The sequence below is a fragment of the Arthrobacter sp. AOP36-C1-22 genome, assembly GCF_052377515.1.
Classification (GTDB): Bacteria; Actinomycetota; Actinomycetes; order Actinomycetales; family Micrococcaceae; genus Arthrobacter_H.
Genome location: NZ_JBQSWW010000003.1, coordinates 13,250 through 26,268, shown reverse-complemented (window position 1 = coordinate 26,268; position 13,019 = coordinate 13,250). Strand labels below are relative to the sequence as shown.

The 13,019-nt window shown below is 65.9% G+C and carries 14 protein-coding genes; 8 read left to right on the top strand and 6 right to left on the bottom strand.

All coding sequences use genetic code 11. The features are described 5' to 3' along the window. Positions 1 to 8 precede the first annotated feature (8 nt). Positions 9 to 809, top strand: coding sequence for a thioesterase family protein (locus tag ACT3S6_RS02750; protein ID WP_444553763.1), 801 nt, complete (start codon positions 9 to 11; stop codon positions 807 to 809). A gap of 13 nt (positions 810 to 822) precedes the next feature. On the opposite strand, the gene ACT3S6_RS02745 is transcribed toward ACT3S6_RS02750, so the two are convergent. Beyond that, the gene (locus tag ACT3S6_RS02745) at positions 823 to 1,428 is read right to left on the bottom strand and encodes a uridine kinase (RefSeq protein WP_444553638.1); all 606 of its coding nucleotides are present in this window, start codon (positions 1,426 to 1,428) and stop codon (positions 823 to 825) included. Positions 1,429 to 1,464: 36 nt separating this feature from the next. Between ACT3S6_RS02745 and ACT3S6_RS02740 the strand changes: the two genes are divergently transcribed. Both ACT3S6_RS02740 and ACT3S6_RS02735 read left to right on the top strand, forming a co-directional pair. Beyond that, positions 1,465 to 2,220, top strand: a complete 756-nt coding sequence (locus ACT3S6_RS02740; RefSeq protein ID WP_444553637.1) for a lipoate--protein ligase family protein — start codon at positions 1,465 to 1,467, stop codon at positions 2,218 to 2,220. Positions 2,221 to 2,371: 151 nt separating this feature from the next. Beyond that, a complete protein-coding gene (locus tag ACT3S6_RS02735) occupies positions 2,372 to 2,863 on the top strand; it encodes a hypothetical protein (RefSeq protein ID WP_444553636.1) in 492 nt (163 codons plus the stop codon). Between the two features lie 98 nt (positions 2,864 to 2,961). On the opposite strand, the gene ACT3S6_RS02730 is transcribed toward ACT3S6_RS02735, so the two are convergent. The 3 genes from ACT3S6_RS02730 to ACT3S6_RS02720 all read right to left on the bottom strand — a co-directional run bounded on the left by ACT3S6_RS02730 (position 2,962) and on the right by ACT3S6_RS02720 (position 5,051). Next, positions 2,962 to 3,594, bottom strand: a complete 633-nt coding sequence (locus tag ACT3S6_RS02730; RefSeq protein ID WP_444553635.1) for an MBL fold metallo-hydrolase — start codon at positions 3,592 to 3,594, stop codon at positions 2,962 to 2,964. Continuing rightward, a complete protein-coding gene (locus ACT3S6_RS02725) occupies positions 3,594 to 4,679 on the bottom strand; it encodes an S-(hydroxymethyl)mycothiol dehydrogenase (RefSeq protein WP_444553634.1) in 1,086 nt (361 codons plus the stop codon). Before ACT3S6_RS02725 ends, ACT3S6_RS02730 begins: the two co-directional genes overlap by 1 nt. Before the next feature lie 102 nt (positions 4,680 to 4,781). Next, the gene (locus ACT3S6_RS02720; protein ID WP_444553633.1) at positions 4,782 to 5,051 is read right to left on the bottom strand and encodes a glutaredoxin domain-containing protein; all 270 of its coding nucleotides are present in this window, start codon (positions 5,049 to 5,051) and stop codon (positions 4,782 to 4,784) included. Between the two features lie 35 nt (positions 5,052 to 5,086). Between ACT3S6_RS02720 and ACT3S6_RS02715 the strand changes: the two genes are divergently transcribed. From ACT3S6_RS02715 to ACT3S6_RS02700, 4 genes are all read left to right on the top strand, one after another. Beyond that, positions 5,087 to 5,851: an SOS response-associated peptidase gene (locus tag ACT3S6_RS02715; protein WP_444553632.1), complete on the top strand. Its 765-nt coding sequence runs from the start codon at positions 5,087 to 5,089 to the stop codon at positions 5,849 to 5,851. Positions 5,852 to 5,908: 57 nt separating this feature from the next. Continuing rightward, the gene (locus ACT3S6_RS02710) at positions 5,909 to 6,496 is read left to right on the top strand and encodes a GNAT family N-acetyltransferase (RefSeq protein WP_444553631.1); all 588 of its coding nucleotides are present in this window, start codon (positions 5,909 to 5,911) and stop codon (positions 6,494 to 6,496) included. Positions 6,497 to 6,865: 369 nt separating this feature from the next. After that, the gene (locus ACT3S6_RS02705) at positions 6,866 to 7,177 is read left to right on the top strand and encodes a DUF6504 family protein (RefSeq protein ID WP_444553630.1); all 312 of its coding nucleotides are present in this window, start codon (positions 6,866 to 6,868) and stop codon (positions 7,175 to 7,177) included. Then, positions 7,174 to 10,803: a DNA polymerase III subunit alpha gene (locus ACT3S6_RS02700; RefSeq protein ID WP_444553629.1), complete on the top strand. Its 3,630-nt coding sequence runs from the start codon at positions 7,174 to 7,176 to the stop codon at positions 10,801 to 10,803. Before ACT3S6_RS02705 ends, ACT3S6_RS02700 begins: the two co-directional genes overlap by 4 nt. Before the next feature lie 58 nt (positions 10,804 to 10,861). Here ACT3S6_RS02700 and ACT3S6_RS02695 read toward each other — a convergent pair whose 3' ends face one another. Further along, positions 10,862 to 11,266: a LuxR family transcriptional regulator gene (locus ACT3S6_RS02695; RefSeq protein WP_444553628.1), complete on the bottom strand. Its 405-nt coding sequence runs from the start codon at positions 11,264 to 11,266 to the stop codon at positions 10,862 to 10,864. Here ACT3S6_RS02695 and ACT3S6_RS02690 point away from each other — a divergent pair. Beyond that, positions 11,251 to 11,799, top strand: a complete 549-nt coding sequence (locus ACT3S6_RS02690; RefSeq protein ID WP_444553627.1) for a GNAT family N-acetyltransferase — start codon at positions 11,251 to 11,253, stop codon at positions 11,797 to 11,799. The genes ACT3S6_RS02695 and ACT3S6_RS02690 overlap by 16 nt on opposite strands. Positions 11,800 to 11,871: 72 nt before the next feature. Here ACT3S6_RS02690 and ACT3S6_RS02685 read toward each other — a convergent pair whose 3' ends face one another. After that, positions 11,872 to 12,741: an EamA family transporter gene (locus ACT3S6_RS02685; protein ID WP_444553626.1), complete on the bottom strand. Its 870-nt coding sequence runs from the start codon at positions 12,739 to 12,741 to the stop codon at positions 11,872 to 11,874. Positions 12,742 to 13,019: the final 278 nt, after the last annotated feature.

Below are 13,019 nucleotides of genomic sequence, written 5' to 3'. Positions count from 1 at the left end.
TGCTCGAAATGCCGGACGGTTCCCGGCCTTCCAGCTTCTATGTTCCGCTGGGCCAGGGCCGCTACCGTTCCACCATCCACACCCAGGGTGCCTGGAACGAACATGAGCAGCATATGGCCCCGGCCACCGGCCTCCTGGTGCGTGAACTCGAACTATTCCAGCCCCGCGAGGACATGCGCATGGCCCGCGTCAGCCTGGATATCCTAGGGATCATCCATGGTGGAGACGTGGAGATCACCACCACCATGATCAGGCCCGGCAAGACCATCGAACTGGTCGAGGCGCAAATGGTCTGCCAAGGCAGGACCGCCATCGTGGCCCGGGGCTGGAGGCTGAAGACCCACGATTCGACTCAGGTCGCCGGCGTGGAGGATCCCGAGGTCTCCCATCCCGAGGAACTGCCCGTCTGGGACGGAATGGCCATGTGGCCCGGCGGCTACATCGAGCAGTTGGAGCTGCGGGTCGAACCCGGACACCGGTTGGGCAAGGGGGTCGTCTGGCTGCGGAACCCGCAACAGATGGTCGACGGCTTCGAGACCCCCGATATGGTGCGGTTGCTGGGCATGGTCGATACGGCCAACGGGGTCGCACCGAGGGTGGCCCCGGGACCGGAATCGTGGATGTTCCCCAACGTGGACCTGCAGATCCACATGTATCGCCGTCCGGTGGGTCAATGGCTGGGCATCCAGTCGCAGCAGACCTACGGTGCCGACGGCATCGGCCTGACGTCGGCGGTGCTGCACGATGTCGAGGGGCCCTTCGGCCGCAGCGAGCAGATCCTGACCGTACGCCCGATGCCCAGCCGCTGATCCGGGGGGCAGCTCAGGCGGCAGCAAGCATCGAACGGATCCTGGGTTTGGGGGTCGGAATGAATCCGGCCTCCAGATAGCGACGGCGTATCCAGCCCTCGGCCCGGTACAACGCCCAGCCCCGACGCAGCAGGAACGGCACTGGCTTACGACGTTCCCGGACATCGCGCACCAACCGGCGTACCGCCGTCGTGATCGGGGAGACGTCGATGTAGTAGGCCCGGACGTCCACCCCATGGTCGATCAGCGGGGCACGGATCTCATCGACGAAGATCCCTTCGGCCACGACGGGACCGCCGGCCATGGTCACGGTGGAATAGCCGGAGTAGCTGGATGTGGAAATCGAATAATGCGGGACTTCCATGCTGCCGGTGCGTAGCAGACGCAGGACGGAATCGACCGCGGCGTCGCAGTTCCAGGTTCCGGGATGGTCCCAGTCGACCTCGCCGTAGGCGGTGTGGGGCAGCGGGCTGTGCGGGGAATCCTCGGCCAGCTCACGGTAGAAGTTATCCAACTCGATATGCGGGCGGCCATAGCGCTCGGCGAGGTAGGACTTCCCGGATCCGGAGGAGCCGCCCAGGAGGATCAATGTCAGGGTTGGTTCAGGCACGACCCCCATTATTCATGCGGACCGCCCACAACTAGAATCGACACCATGACTTCCTGGAATCCCACCGCGCATCAGCCCCTGACCGTGTGGCGTTCCGAGGCGGTCGGGGACCCCGAATCCGACCTGCTCGAAGGAATCCGGCTTCTTGAACGGGTCCGTGACGGGGAGAGCGGGCCGACCCTGCGTCTCTACCGACCCGAACCCACCGTGGCCTTCGGCCAACGGGACATCAGGCTTCCCGGATATGGGCAGGCCACCGCTTCGGCTCGTCGTCTGGGCTTCGCCCCCGTGGTACGCAAGGCGGGCGGCCGGGCCGCGGCCTACCACCAGGGCACGTTGATCGTCGATCATGTGGAACCCGCGGGGGAAGCGATGCTCGGTCATCAGGACCGTTTCAGGATCCTGGGGGAGCTCTACGCCCGGGCACTGGGGGACCTGGGCATCGAGGCCGAGGTGGGGGAGATCCCCGGGGAATACTGTCCCGGGGAATTCAGCGTCCATGGCCGGCCGGGCCCCGGCTCCCGGACGACCTCCCCGGTCAAACTCGTGGGCACCGCCCAACGCGTGGTCTCCGGTGCCTGGTTGTTCGCCAGTGTGTTCGTCGTCGAGGACTCCGCCCCGCTGCGCGCCGTCCTGGAGTCCGTCTACGCGGATATGGGATTGGATTTCGACCCGACGACGGCTGGAGCCGCTGAGGACCTGGTTCCTGGAACCACGGTGGAAGCCGTTGAACAGGCGCTGCTGCAGGCCTACGCCCGGCACACCACCGTGGTTGATCCGCAGCAGCCACTGGTCGGTTAGGCCTTCCCCCCGACTCGGCCCCCACAAGCGCGCCCCGGCCTCCGTTGTACACAACAGGGCACGACGCTTCCGCGGACCGGGACCGCTCCTTCGATGCTGGTGTCCAGGCACCGGTGCTCCGACGGGGAGACCGGTGTCGCAAGGAGGCATCATGTGCAGGAGCTGCAGCATTACGGCCAGGGGGCTCGACGGAACCGGGGCGCCTCGGCCGGGGGACTGGTTCATTGAACACGCCATCGGACGCCGCGGGGTCCCGGTGGCCTACACGGTGGGGTTGACCGGGATCCAGCAACCGGAGCTGATCATCCGCGAGATGGGATTTTCGCTCGGACACCGGATCCTGCATGAACTGATCGCCACCGTCCTGGCCGGTTCCCTCCGACTGGAACCGGGGTCGACGAGCTTGGGCGAAGGCCAGGGCCTGCTGCTGCGCCGCTATGCCCACAGCATCGAACTGACCGAAGCCATCCTGCGATACGAGGGAATCATCAACGTGCTCCAGGTCGTGCCGGTCCCGTTCAGGGCCTCCTCCGCCCGATCGATGCGTCCGGCTTCGGCGGCTGCCGGGCCGGAAGGGGAAGTGGTTCCGCTGGGGAGCGTGGCCCGCCGACACCGGTTACTGCGGCGTCAAACAGGAGCCTAGGACCAGGGCGACCGGTGAAAAAGCGCGTGGCGGGAACCCCTGGGGATTCCCGCCACGCGCTGTCTTCGTCGGCGGGCCTGCCGGCCTGCCGTTGTTGGTTATTCCTCGATCTGGTCCAGCCACTCCTGCAACTGCGGGGCTTCGGCGGCGACGCTGGTGGCGTCGCCGTGCCCGGTGTTCACGATGGTGTTCGGCGGCAGCACCAGCAGCCGGTCGCGGATGGATTCCACGATCGTCTTGTAACTGGAATAGCTGCGACCGGTGGCCCCGGGCCCGCCGCTGAACAGCGTGTCCCCGGAGAAGAGCGTGTCCAGCTCCTCGGCGTAGAAGCAGGTGGAACCGGGGGAGTGGCCGGGGGTATGGATGGCCCGCAACGTGGTGCCGGCGATGTCGAAGGTATCGCCATCGGCAATGCGTTCATCCGGCGTCGTCCCCGGGAACACGTCTTCCCAGAGCATCTGGTCCTCGGGATTCATGTAGATCGGGGCGTTGACCATTTCGGCGAAATCGCGGGCATAGCGGATGTGGTCGTCGTGCCCATGGGTGAGCAGCACGGCGGTGACCTTGCGGCCACCGACTGCTTCAACGATCGCTGCCGGCTTATGCGCCGGATCGATCACGAGGACTTCGGCTTCATCACCGATGATCCATACGTTGTTGTCCACATCCCAGGTCCCGCCGTCGAGGCTGAACGTTCCGGAGGTCACCAGGTTTTCGATCTGTGCCGGCATTAGAGCTCCACCACCGAACGCAGCACGGTGCCGTCATGCATCTTCTCGAAGGCAGCCTCGATGTCCCCCAGACCGATGCGTTCGGTGACGAACGCATCCAGATCCAGTCGTCCGAGCTTGTATTGTTCGACCAACATGGGGAAGTCGCGGGAGGGCAGGCAATCGCCGTACCAGGAGGACTTCAGTGAACCGCCACCGCCGAAGACATCGGCCAGCGGCAACTCGAGTTTCATCTCCGGCGTCGGAACGCCGACCAGAACCACGCGGCCGGCCAGGTCACGGGCGTAGAAGGCCTGCCGATAGGTTTCCGGACGCCCGACGGCCTCGATGACGAGATCGGCGCCGAAGCCACCGGTCAGTGCCTTGATGGCTTCTACCGGGTCCTTCTCCTTGGAGTTGATCCCGTGCGTGGCTCCGAGCTCGACGGCCATGTCGACCTTGGACTGATCGATGTCCACGGCGATGATCGTGGTGGCACCGGCCAGCTTCGCGCCGGCGATGGCGGCGATGCCGACCCCTCCGCACCCGATGACCGCGACGGATTCGCCGCGCTTGACCTCCCCGGTGTTGATCGCCGCACCAATACCGGCCATGATGCCGCAGCCCAGCAGGCCCACGGCAGCTGGATCGACGTCGTCATCGACCTTGGTGCATTGGCCGGCGGCAACCAGGGTCTTCTCCGCGAAGGCCCCGATGCCCAGCGCGGGGGAGAGCTCCGTGCCATCTTCGAGGGTCATCGGCTGATCGGCGTTGGCTGTATCGAAGCAGTACTGCGGCTGGCCCTTGGCGCAGGCCCGGCATTCGCCGCAGACGGCCCGCCAGTTCAAGACGACGCGATCGCCGACCTCGACGTTGGTCACGCCTTCCCCGAGCTGGCTCACGACGCCTGTGGCCTCGTGTCCGAGCAGGTACGGATACTCGTCGCCGATGCCGCCGAGCTTATAGTGCAGGTCGGTGTGACAGACCCCGCAGGTGAGGATGTCCACGACCGCTTCGCCGGGACCGGGATCCGGAACGACGATCGTCTCGATTTCCACCGGTGCGTCCTTGGCCTTGACGACTACAGCCTTGACCTTTTGTGCCATGGTTTCCATCCTCTCGGCCGTGTCCAGCACGGCCCATCCAATTCAGAAAAAAGGTGCCCACGCGGAAAAACCGCGGGCACCTTTCATCCTGTCATAGAGCCGCTAGAGACGCTCGCGCACCTGTTCAATTCGGGGGTTCGTGACGGCCGAACCATCGGAGAAGATCAAGGTGGGGACCGTCTGGTTACCGCCGTTGAACTCCTCGACGATCTCGGCGGTTCCCGCGACGTCCTCGATGTTGACCTCCCGGTAGGAGATGCCATCGGCGTCCATGGCCTTCTTCAGGTTCCTGCAGTATCCGCACCAGGAGGTGGTGAACATGGTGACGGCCCCGGCTTCGGGGATGTATTCCTCGGTCTTCAAATCAGTCATATCCAGCACAACCGGCACTATGAGATCCTTATTCCATGTGCGGACGATACGTAATGGCCCGGGCCATCGGCGATCTGGTGGCCGAAGCCGAAGCGGAAGCAGATGACGCGCTGCAACTGCGCAAATCATGGAACGTCGCCCCGACCACCGATGTGCCGATCGTCTTGGAGCGACTCCTGGACGATGAAGTCGTCCGGCAGGTGCATGTGGCTAAATGGGGTCTGGTCCCCAGCTGGGCCAAGGACCCCTCGGTGGGGGTCAGGGCCTTCAACGCCCGCAGCGAAACGGTCCTGGAGAAACCCACCTTCCGCGCCGCCATCAAGGCCCGCCGCTGTGCCGTCCCCGTCGAGGGATACTACGAGTGGAAGAAGTCCGGGACGGGCAAGACCGCTTCCAAGCGTCCGTATTTCGTGCACCGGGAAGACGACTCGCTGATCTTCTTCGCCGGCATCTACGAATGGTGGAAGGATCCCACGAAGGCGGAGGACGATCCGGAACGTTGGCTGCTCAGCTGCAGCATCCTCACGATGGCCTCACCCGAGGAAACGGGCGAATCCGAAGTACTCGACGAGCTGCACGGCCTGCACGACCGGCTGCCCATTCCCCTGGACCGGGCGGCGATGTCCGAATGGTTGAACCCCGGCGACCGGGAAGCCGGCCCACTGGTCGAACAGGTCAGGGACGAAGCCCATGAGGTCGCCGGTGGCTGGTCCCTCCGTGAAGTCGGCTCCGCCGTGGGCAACGTGCGGAACAACGGCCCCGAACTCATCGAGCCGGTCGAGGATCTTTTCGCGGAGTAATCCGGGGTGGGAACGGACCAACCATCAGTGGCCGATTGCTCAAAAGCGGGGTCCCCTATGATGTTCACCATGACTTTGGCGTGGAACGAAACACCCCCGATCCTGAGGGGCTCGACGGACGGCGGGGAAGGGATCATCTTGCGTCCCTGGAGCCGCGGGGATACGGAATCGATTCACCGGGCGTGCCAGGACCCCGAAATCATCCGCTGGACGACCGTGCCGCATCCATACACGCAGGAGCACGCGGCCTCATTTGCGGATCACTCCGCAATGACCTGGAACGAACGGACCGGAGCACCTTTTGCCGTGGTCGATGAAACGACGGATGCCGTACTCGCCTCTTGTGGACTGGTTGATGTCGATCCGGCCAACTCCACGGTGGAAGTGGGGTATTGGGTGGCCCCATGGGCGCGCGGTCGCGGGGTGGCCACTGCCGCAGCCAGGGCAGTGACCCGGTGGGCAATAGAAGAGCTGGGCGCCCAACGGGTGAGCCTCGAGGCCGCATCGGCAAACATCGGCTCCCAAAAGGTGGCACTCAATGCCGGGTTCACCCGCGAAGGGCTCCAACGCTCCAAAACGGCACGATCCGGCGAACGCCATGACATGGTGCTGTTCTCGCTCCTGCCTGGAGAAGGAAGGCCCTGACGCGGCTGCCTGCCTGGTGAACAGCAGGTTCCTCCCGAATCATCTGGACGACGTTGCTGTGCCCTTTTTCGGGGGCCTGTTGCCTGCTGCGCGCACTAGCTTCGGCATGCAGGAGGTTCCCGGACCGGTTCGAGACGGCCCTGCGAGTGGGCTTGAACCTCGGGGGCAGCAGCCTTCGATCAGCACCACCAACGGATACCTCCACCCACGAGACCCAAAGTGTCGTACATACTTTCTAGTCTGATCTTGCTTAGAACAAAGATTCGAATAGAATGAGGTGGTCGTCGTGCACAGGCAGTTTCGCGGCCCCTCCCATCGTGTAGGGCTCCGGGACCAATGCCGTCGTCCGGGGCGATTTGGAGGTATCAGATGGGGCTTTTCACCCAGTCAGTCGACGTGGAATGCAGTACCGCGGGGCTACCCTTGCGGATGCGGTGGCAGGGGCGGGAATACCGTGTTGCCGCCGACCCCGTGCGCTGGTTTGAACGCCGTCGCTGGTGGGCCGAAGAGGTCCGCGCCGAACGCGGTCGCGGCCCGGGACTCGTGGACCACGAGATCTGGCGGCTCCAGGTCAGACTCGCCGGCAAGGGGCCGCTACTGACCTTCGAGGTCTCCCGTGACGTGGAGAGCGGGCGCTGGCGGCTCATCCGGATCCACGATGCCCTGCTGGAGAGCGCATGACTTTTACCCATCTGAACGTGGCTTCTGCGTTCAGTGCCCATTACGGGGTCTCCTGGCCGCAGGACCTGGCCCTGAGGGCTGCCTCCGAGGGGGCCGACGCGCTGGCCACCACCGAACGCGATGGCCTGTATGGGGCCGTCAAACACCTCAAGGCCTGTCGGGACACCGGGCTGGATCCGATCCTCGGGGTGAACCTTGCCGTGCTGGGCCCCGCGGCCGATGACCCCCGTCCTCCTCCGGGGCATGCCGCCCGGGGGCGTCCGGGGCCCCAGGTGCAGGGGCGGATCGTCGTGCTGGCCAAAGGACACTGCGACGGGGCCGGGTACCGTGCCCTCTGCCGACTGGTCTCCCTGGCCCATGAGGGAACCTCGGCGCACCGGGGCGTCAGCGGACGCAAACCGGTCGGGGTGACCCACGCGGAGCTGGCCGCCTGCGCCACCGACCCGGAGGCCGGCACGGTGCTGAAGGTCCTGCTGGGACCGGATTCCGACGTCGGACAGGCGGCCCTGCGTCGTGAACTCCCGCGCGCCAGGACCGCGCTGGCCGGATGGCTGCAGGCGGTGGGCCGGGACGTGGTGTGCCTGGAGCTGGTCACCCATATGAACACCCCCGGTGAGCGGCTCAGCACGGCGCATTCCATCCGGATGCTGCGTACGGCCCAGGCCCTGCACGTCCCCGCCCTGCTCACCAACGCCGTGCGCTACGCGGTCCCCGACGGGGCCGCCACTGCCGACGTCCTGGACTCCGCCCGCGCCCTGAGCTCGCTGGAAACCCTCAGGGACCTGCAACCAAACGGTCAGGGGTGGCTCAAAAGCCCCGGGAGGATGCACGCCTTGGCCCGGGAAATCGCCCGGGAGGCGGGGGAGGGGAAAGTCGCCGGGGAACTGCTGGGCAACACCGCGGCGATGGCCGACTGGGCACGGATGGACCCGGTGGACGACGCCGGCTGGGGAATCCCCGTGGTCCCCGAAGCCAGCGTGATCGGCATCAGCGGCCACCCCGACGCGGAGCTGGCGGCACGCTGCGAAGCAGGCATCACCCGCCTGATTCCGCAGGACGCCGCTTCCCGTACGCTGCGCGATCGACTCGCCATGGAACTGGAAACCATCTCGGACCTGGGGTTCAGCACCTACTTCCTCACCGTGGCCGAGGTCAGCTCGATGATCACCACCCTGGGCGTGCGCAATGCCGCCCGGGGGTCCGGGGCCTCCTCGCTGGTGAACTTCCTCCTGGGCATCAGCCATGTGAACCCGCTGGCGCACGACCTGCTCTTCGAGCGCTTCCTGTCCCGGGAACGGACGACCCTTCCCGATATCGACATCGACGTCGAATCCGCCGAGCGTCATCGGGTCTATGAGCACATCTTCGAGCGGTTCGGCTCCGGGAGGGTGACCCTGATGAGCATGCAGAACGGGTACCGGGCCCGGGGTGCCGTCCGGGACGCGGGGCAGGCGCTGGGCATGGGGGACGGGGATCTGGACGTCATCGCCAAACAGTTGTGGCGTTTCTCGGCCAGCAACTTCCGCGAGGCCCTGGAGGAGAAGCCGGAGCTGCGCCCCTTTGCCGAACGGATGGGGGCCGAGAAGCAACTGGACCTGCTGGTGGACCTGACCGAACGGCTGGACCGGCTGCCCCGCCACATCTCCATGCATCCCTGCGGGGTGATCCTGGGGGACAACACCCTGCTGGACCGGACCCCGGTCCAGCCCAGCGGACTCGGGTTGGCGATGAGCCAATTCGACAAGCACGACATGGATCCCATGGGCATGCTCAAACTCGACGTGTTGGGGGTGCGCATGCAATCGGCGATGGCCCATGCGGTCTCCGAAGTCGTCAGGATCCATGGGGACGGGGAGGCGGTCGCGCGCGCCGGGGCCCACCCGAGAACACCCGACGGGGAGCTTCCGGAGTATCTGGATAGCGACGGGACCATCGACCTGCAGCGGGTCCCGCTGGATGACGAACCGACCTTCGAGCTCATTTGCACCACCGACACCCTGGGTTGCTTCCAGCTCGAATCCCCCGGGCAGCGTGAACTGATCGGCAAGCTGGCGCCACGCCGATTCAACGACATCATCATCGACATCTCGTTGTTCCGGCCCGGGCCCATGCAATCGAACATGGTCAAGCCGTATCTGGAGAACCGGCACGGATTCGCGGTCGAAAGCTATCCGCACCCCGATCTCAAACCTGCCCTGGCCGAGACCCACGGGGTCACGGTCTTCCACGAACAGGTGCTGCGGATCTTCGACGTGATGACCGGGTGCGGGCTGGCCAAGGCCGATGTGTATCGGCGGCTGCTGGGCAACGAGCAGGCCGAACCGCGGGTGGAGGAACTCTACCGTTCCCGCGCCCTGGCGAGGGGCTATCCGTTGGCCGTGATCGACGAGGTCTGGACGACGTTGAAGGCCTTCGGCTCCTTCGGCTTCTGCAAGGCCCATGGCGCGGCCTTCGCCGTACCGACCTACCAGTCGGCCTGGCTGAAGGCCCACCACCCCGAGGCGTTCCTGGCCGGCATCTGGGAACACGACCCCGGGATGTATCCCAAACGGTTGCTGGTGGCCGAGGCACGGCGGATGGGCATCCCCATCCTGCCCTTGGACATCAACAACTCCGATGCCTCCTACCGGGTCGAACGCATGAAGGGACTGCTCCCCCCGGCCACGGTGCCCCCCGTCTACCGGGCCCCGGGGACGATGCCTGCCGGACGGTTGGGCATCCGGCTGTCCTTGAGCGGGATCCACGGGGTCTCAGGGACCGAGGTGAAGCGGGTCGTGGCCGGTCGGCCCTACGACTCACTGGCCGATGTACGTGACCGGTCGGGGCTGAGCCGGTCCTCGTTGCGCACCTTTGCCGCGCTGGGGGCGTTCGATTCCCTGCAAAAAGCGGCTGGACGCGGCAACCGCGCGGATCTGATGCTCCACCTGACCGCCCGGACCGCCAAGACGCTGCCCCCACGGCACCGGCCCATCCCGGGACAGCTGTCCTTGCCGATGGGTGATGTGGAACTGGGCGGGTTGGCCGTGGGGGAGGCCGAACAGAGCATGGAGGAGACCGTCCGCACCGAATTGGATCTGATGTCGGTGGACGTCAGCGGCCACCTGATGTCCTCGCACGCCCAGATACTGGGGAAGCTGGGGGCGACCCATGCCGAGGACCTGCTGGGACTGCGCAACGGAACGGAGGTGCTGGTGGCCGGTGTACGGGTCGCCACGCAGACACCGCCGATGCGTGGCGGTCGACGGGTTGTGTTCATCTCCCTGGACGACGGGACCGGTTGCGTGGACTGCACCTTCTTCCACGAAGCCCAGCAGAACTCCGGGCCGCTGCTGTTCTCCACCCGGCTCCTGCTGGTGCACGGGATCACCCGTCGGACGGGTCCACGCGGCATCAGCCTGCAGGCCCTGCAAGCCTGGGATCTTGCCGACCAGGCCACCCTGCCGGGGCCGGGGCACCTGAATGACCCGAACCGAGTCAGCGATAAGCGTCCACCTGCCACGGCGAAGACCGCCACCAGTGGCGAGGACACCTCGTTGCTGGCCATCCGGATGCAGGACGAAGGCCTGGACAACCGGCTGCCCGGTGAACTTCCGGAGGGTTGGCCGGAATTCGACGTCGGATCATGATCCGGTCAGCCCAGCACGACCAGGGCACCATCCCGTCTCGCCGTGCGAATGAATGGAACTACTCCTCACCCACAGTGCTCTCCGCCAACTCGTGGATTGACTCAGCAGGAACAAGGTCGGGCCGTGAAGGCATGCTCTTCGCCACGGTGAGCAGGATCGCGGAGTTCTCGACGGCTTCCAGCGAGTGGGCCGCGGCGGGAATGACCAGCAGGTCACCGACCCAGCCGAAGGACTTCCGTCCACCGGAGTGCAGGACGACCCGACCGGAAAGCACGTGCACACTGGCCTCACCCGGGCTTTCGCCCACGTCCAAGGATTCCCCGGCCCGCATCCCGATGACCGTTTGGCGCAGCATCCTGTCGTGCCCACCGAGCACCGTAGCCGCACTACGACCGCTCGTGCCCGTCATTGCGTGTTCCAACTCATGACGTGCCAACGCCGTCAACGATGTTTTCCGTCTCATGCCAACCTCCGCGCTCAACCGGGTTCACCTGCTTTGACCGTCTCACAAGGCTAACCCGGAACCAGTTGCAAGAGCAGGGGGTAGATCGTCATCGCCGTAATGTCCGCCCCAGCACGTCGGGTGGGCCCCGAGGGCGGGGCGCTGGTGGGTGTCCTGTTTCGGGGTCTCCACGCCCGGGAAGCCGGGACCATGCCTCCCTTGGCGATCACCGACGAATCCGGCGCCCTGGTGGGCAGGATCAATATCAATGGCATCACCCGCGGCACGCTGGAATCGGCAAGCCGGGGGTTCTGGGTCGGACAGGAACACCAGGGGCCGGCTTGGCCACCCGGGCGGTCGCCGAAGCCCGGGCCCACTCCTTCGATGGGCTGGGCCTGCACCGTCTCCAGGCGGAAACACTGGTGCACAACCATGCCTACCAGCGCGTCCTGACCCGTAACGGCTTCACCCGGCATGGGAGGGCCTCCGGATACCTGAAGATCGCCGGGCGGTGGCAGGACCACCTGATGTATCAGGTGCTGTGCACGGTTTGATCGCAGGAAATCGGCGGTCGCTGATCCGACCTCCTGGTGTTTGCTGCCGGGAACATCCTCCACGAGCCCTCTTCAGAACAATGCCACCAGCACGACACCGAGCAGGACGGTCCCGGCTCCTGCGAGCCGTCGGGCAGGCTTGGGCTCCCTGAAGATCAGCCAGCCAGCGACGGTCACCAGCACCACGCTCAGCTCCCGGCCCGGTGCCACCAATGACACCGGTGCCAGCCGCATGGCCCACAAGACCAGAATGTAGGCCAGCGGAGACAACACCCCCACGGCCAGGACCTTGAGCCAGTTCCCCAGCAGGATGGACCGCAGGCGGGAAACGTCCCGGAGTGCGACGGGGGTCAGCAACGCCACCTGGGTCACCAAGGAGCCCCAGTACAGGAGCACCGGGGTGATGGCCAGTGCCGTGACCGCATGGGCGTCCCACACGGTGTACGCGGCGATCATCACCCCGGTCATCACCCCGAAGAGGACCCCGTTTCCCCGGCTGGCACCGCCGGGACGGCTGGACGAGGATCCGGTCAATCCGATCACCACGATGCCCGAGACCACCAGTGCCGCTCCCACGAGGCCCAGCGCGCCGGGTCGTTCGGCGAACAGGATCATGGCAAAGACCACCGCCAGCAACGGGCCGGTCCCGCGTGCCAGTGGATAGACCACTGACACGTCCCCCACGGCATACCCCCGTTGCAACAGCACGAAATAGGCGGTGTGGATGATTCCGCTGACCAACGCCGCCGACCACCACGTGCCCATCGATACGTCGGCCCCGGCGAGCACGAGCACGGCGAAAGGGAGGTAGAGGACGGTGGAGGCCACGCTGTATAGCCACACGAACGCGGCCCCGGCGGAGCCGGCGCTCTTGGCCGCAATGTTCCAGGTCGCATGGGCCAGGGCAGCCAGCAGAATCAGCCCCAGCGCCGTGGTGCTCATCGTGGCATCGGCGGGTCGGAGCAGTGGGGATCAGTATGGTGATCGGGCTTCGGGGTCGTCATCGGCCGCCATGCACCGAATTTCCCTGTCCCCGGTAGGTCCACCTGCCTGCTTTCAGACACCAGCCTTCCTCCTCCCGGCGGGTTTCCCGGCCCGGCTCGGATCGCACCACGCCACGGGCCCTCAATTTAGCAAGGGCGTGGGCCGCAGGCAGCCTTCGCGGGGGCGGTGGGCTGACAAAGCAACAATCGAACGAGTATACTGTCTTCAGGACATCA

Coding starts and splice junctions, on each gene's coding strand:
- ACT3S6_RS02750 (WP_444553763.1), top strand. CDS start 9: ATGCCGGACGGTTCCCGGCCTTCCAGCTTCTATGTTCCGCTGGGCCAG.
- ACT3S6_RS02745 (WP_444553638.1), bottom strand. CDS start 1,428: ATGGGGGTCGTGCCTGAACCAACCCTGACATTGATCCTCCTGGGCGGC.
- ACT3S6_RS02740 (WP_444553637.1), top strand. CDS start 1,465: ATGACTTCCTGGAATCCCACCGCGCATCAGCCCCTGACCGTGTGGCGT.
- ACT3S6_RS02735 (WP_444553636.1), top strand. CDS start 2,372: ATGTGCAGGAGCTGCAGCATTACGGCCAGGGGGCTCGACGGAACCGGG.
- ACT3S6_RS02730 (WP_444553635.1), bottom strand. CDS start 3,594: ATGCCGGCACAGATCGAAAACCTGGTGACCTCCGGAACGTTCAGCCTC.
- ACT3S6_RS02725 (WP_444553634.1), bottom strand. CDS start 4,679: ATGGCACAAAAGGTCAAGGCTGTAGTCGTCAAGGCCAAGGACGCACCG.
- ACT3S6_RS02720 (WP_444553633.1), bottom strand. CDS start 5,051: ATGACTGATTTGAAGACCGAGGAATACATCCCCGAAGCCGGGGCCGTC.
- ACT3S6_RS02715 (WP_444553632.1), top strand. CDS start 5,087: ATGTGCGGACGATACGTAATGGCCCGGGCCATCGGCGATCTGGTGGCC.
- ACT3S6_RS02710 (WP_444553631.1), top strand. CDS start 5,909: ATGATGTTCACCATGACTTTGGCGTGGAACGAAACACCCCCGATCCTG.
- ACT3S6_RS02705 (WP_444553630.1), top strand. CDS start 6,866: ATGGGGCTTTTCACCCAGTCAGTCGACGTGGAATGCAGTACCGCGGGG.
- ACT3S6_RS02700 (WP_444553629.1), top strand. CDS start 7,174: ATGACTTTTACCCATCTGAACGTGGCTTCTGCGTTCAGTGCCCATTAC.
- ACT3S6_RS02690 (WP_444553627.1), top strand. CDS start 11,251: ATGTTTTCCGTCTCATGCCAACCTCCGCGCTCAACCGGGTTCACCTGC.
- ACT3S6_RS02695 (WP_444553628.1), bottom strand. CDS start 11,266: ATGAGACGGAAAACATCGTTGACGGCGTTGGCACGTCATGAGTTGGAA.
- ACT3S6_RS02685 (WP_444553626.1), bottom strand. CDS start 12,741: ATGAGCACCACGGCGCTGGGGCTGATTCTGCTGGCTGCCCTGGCCCAT.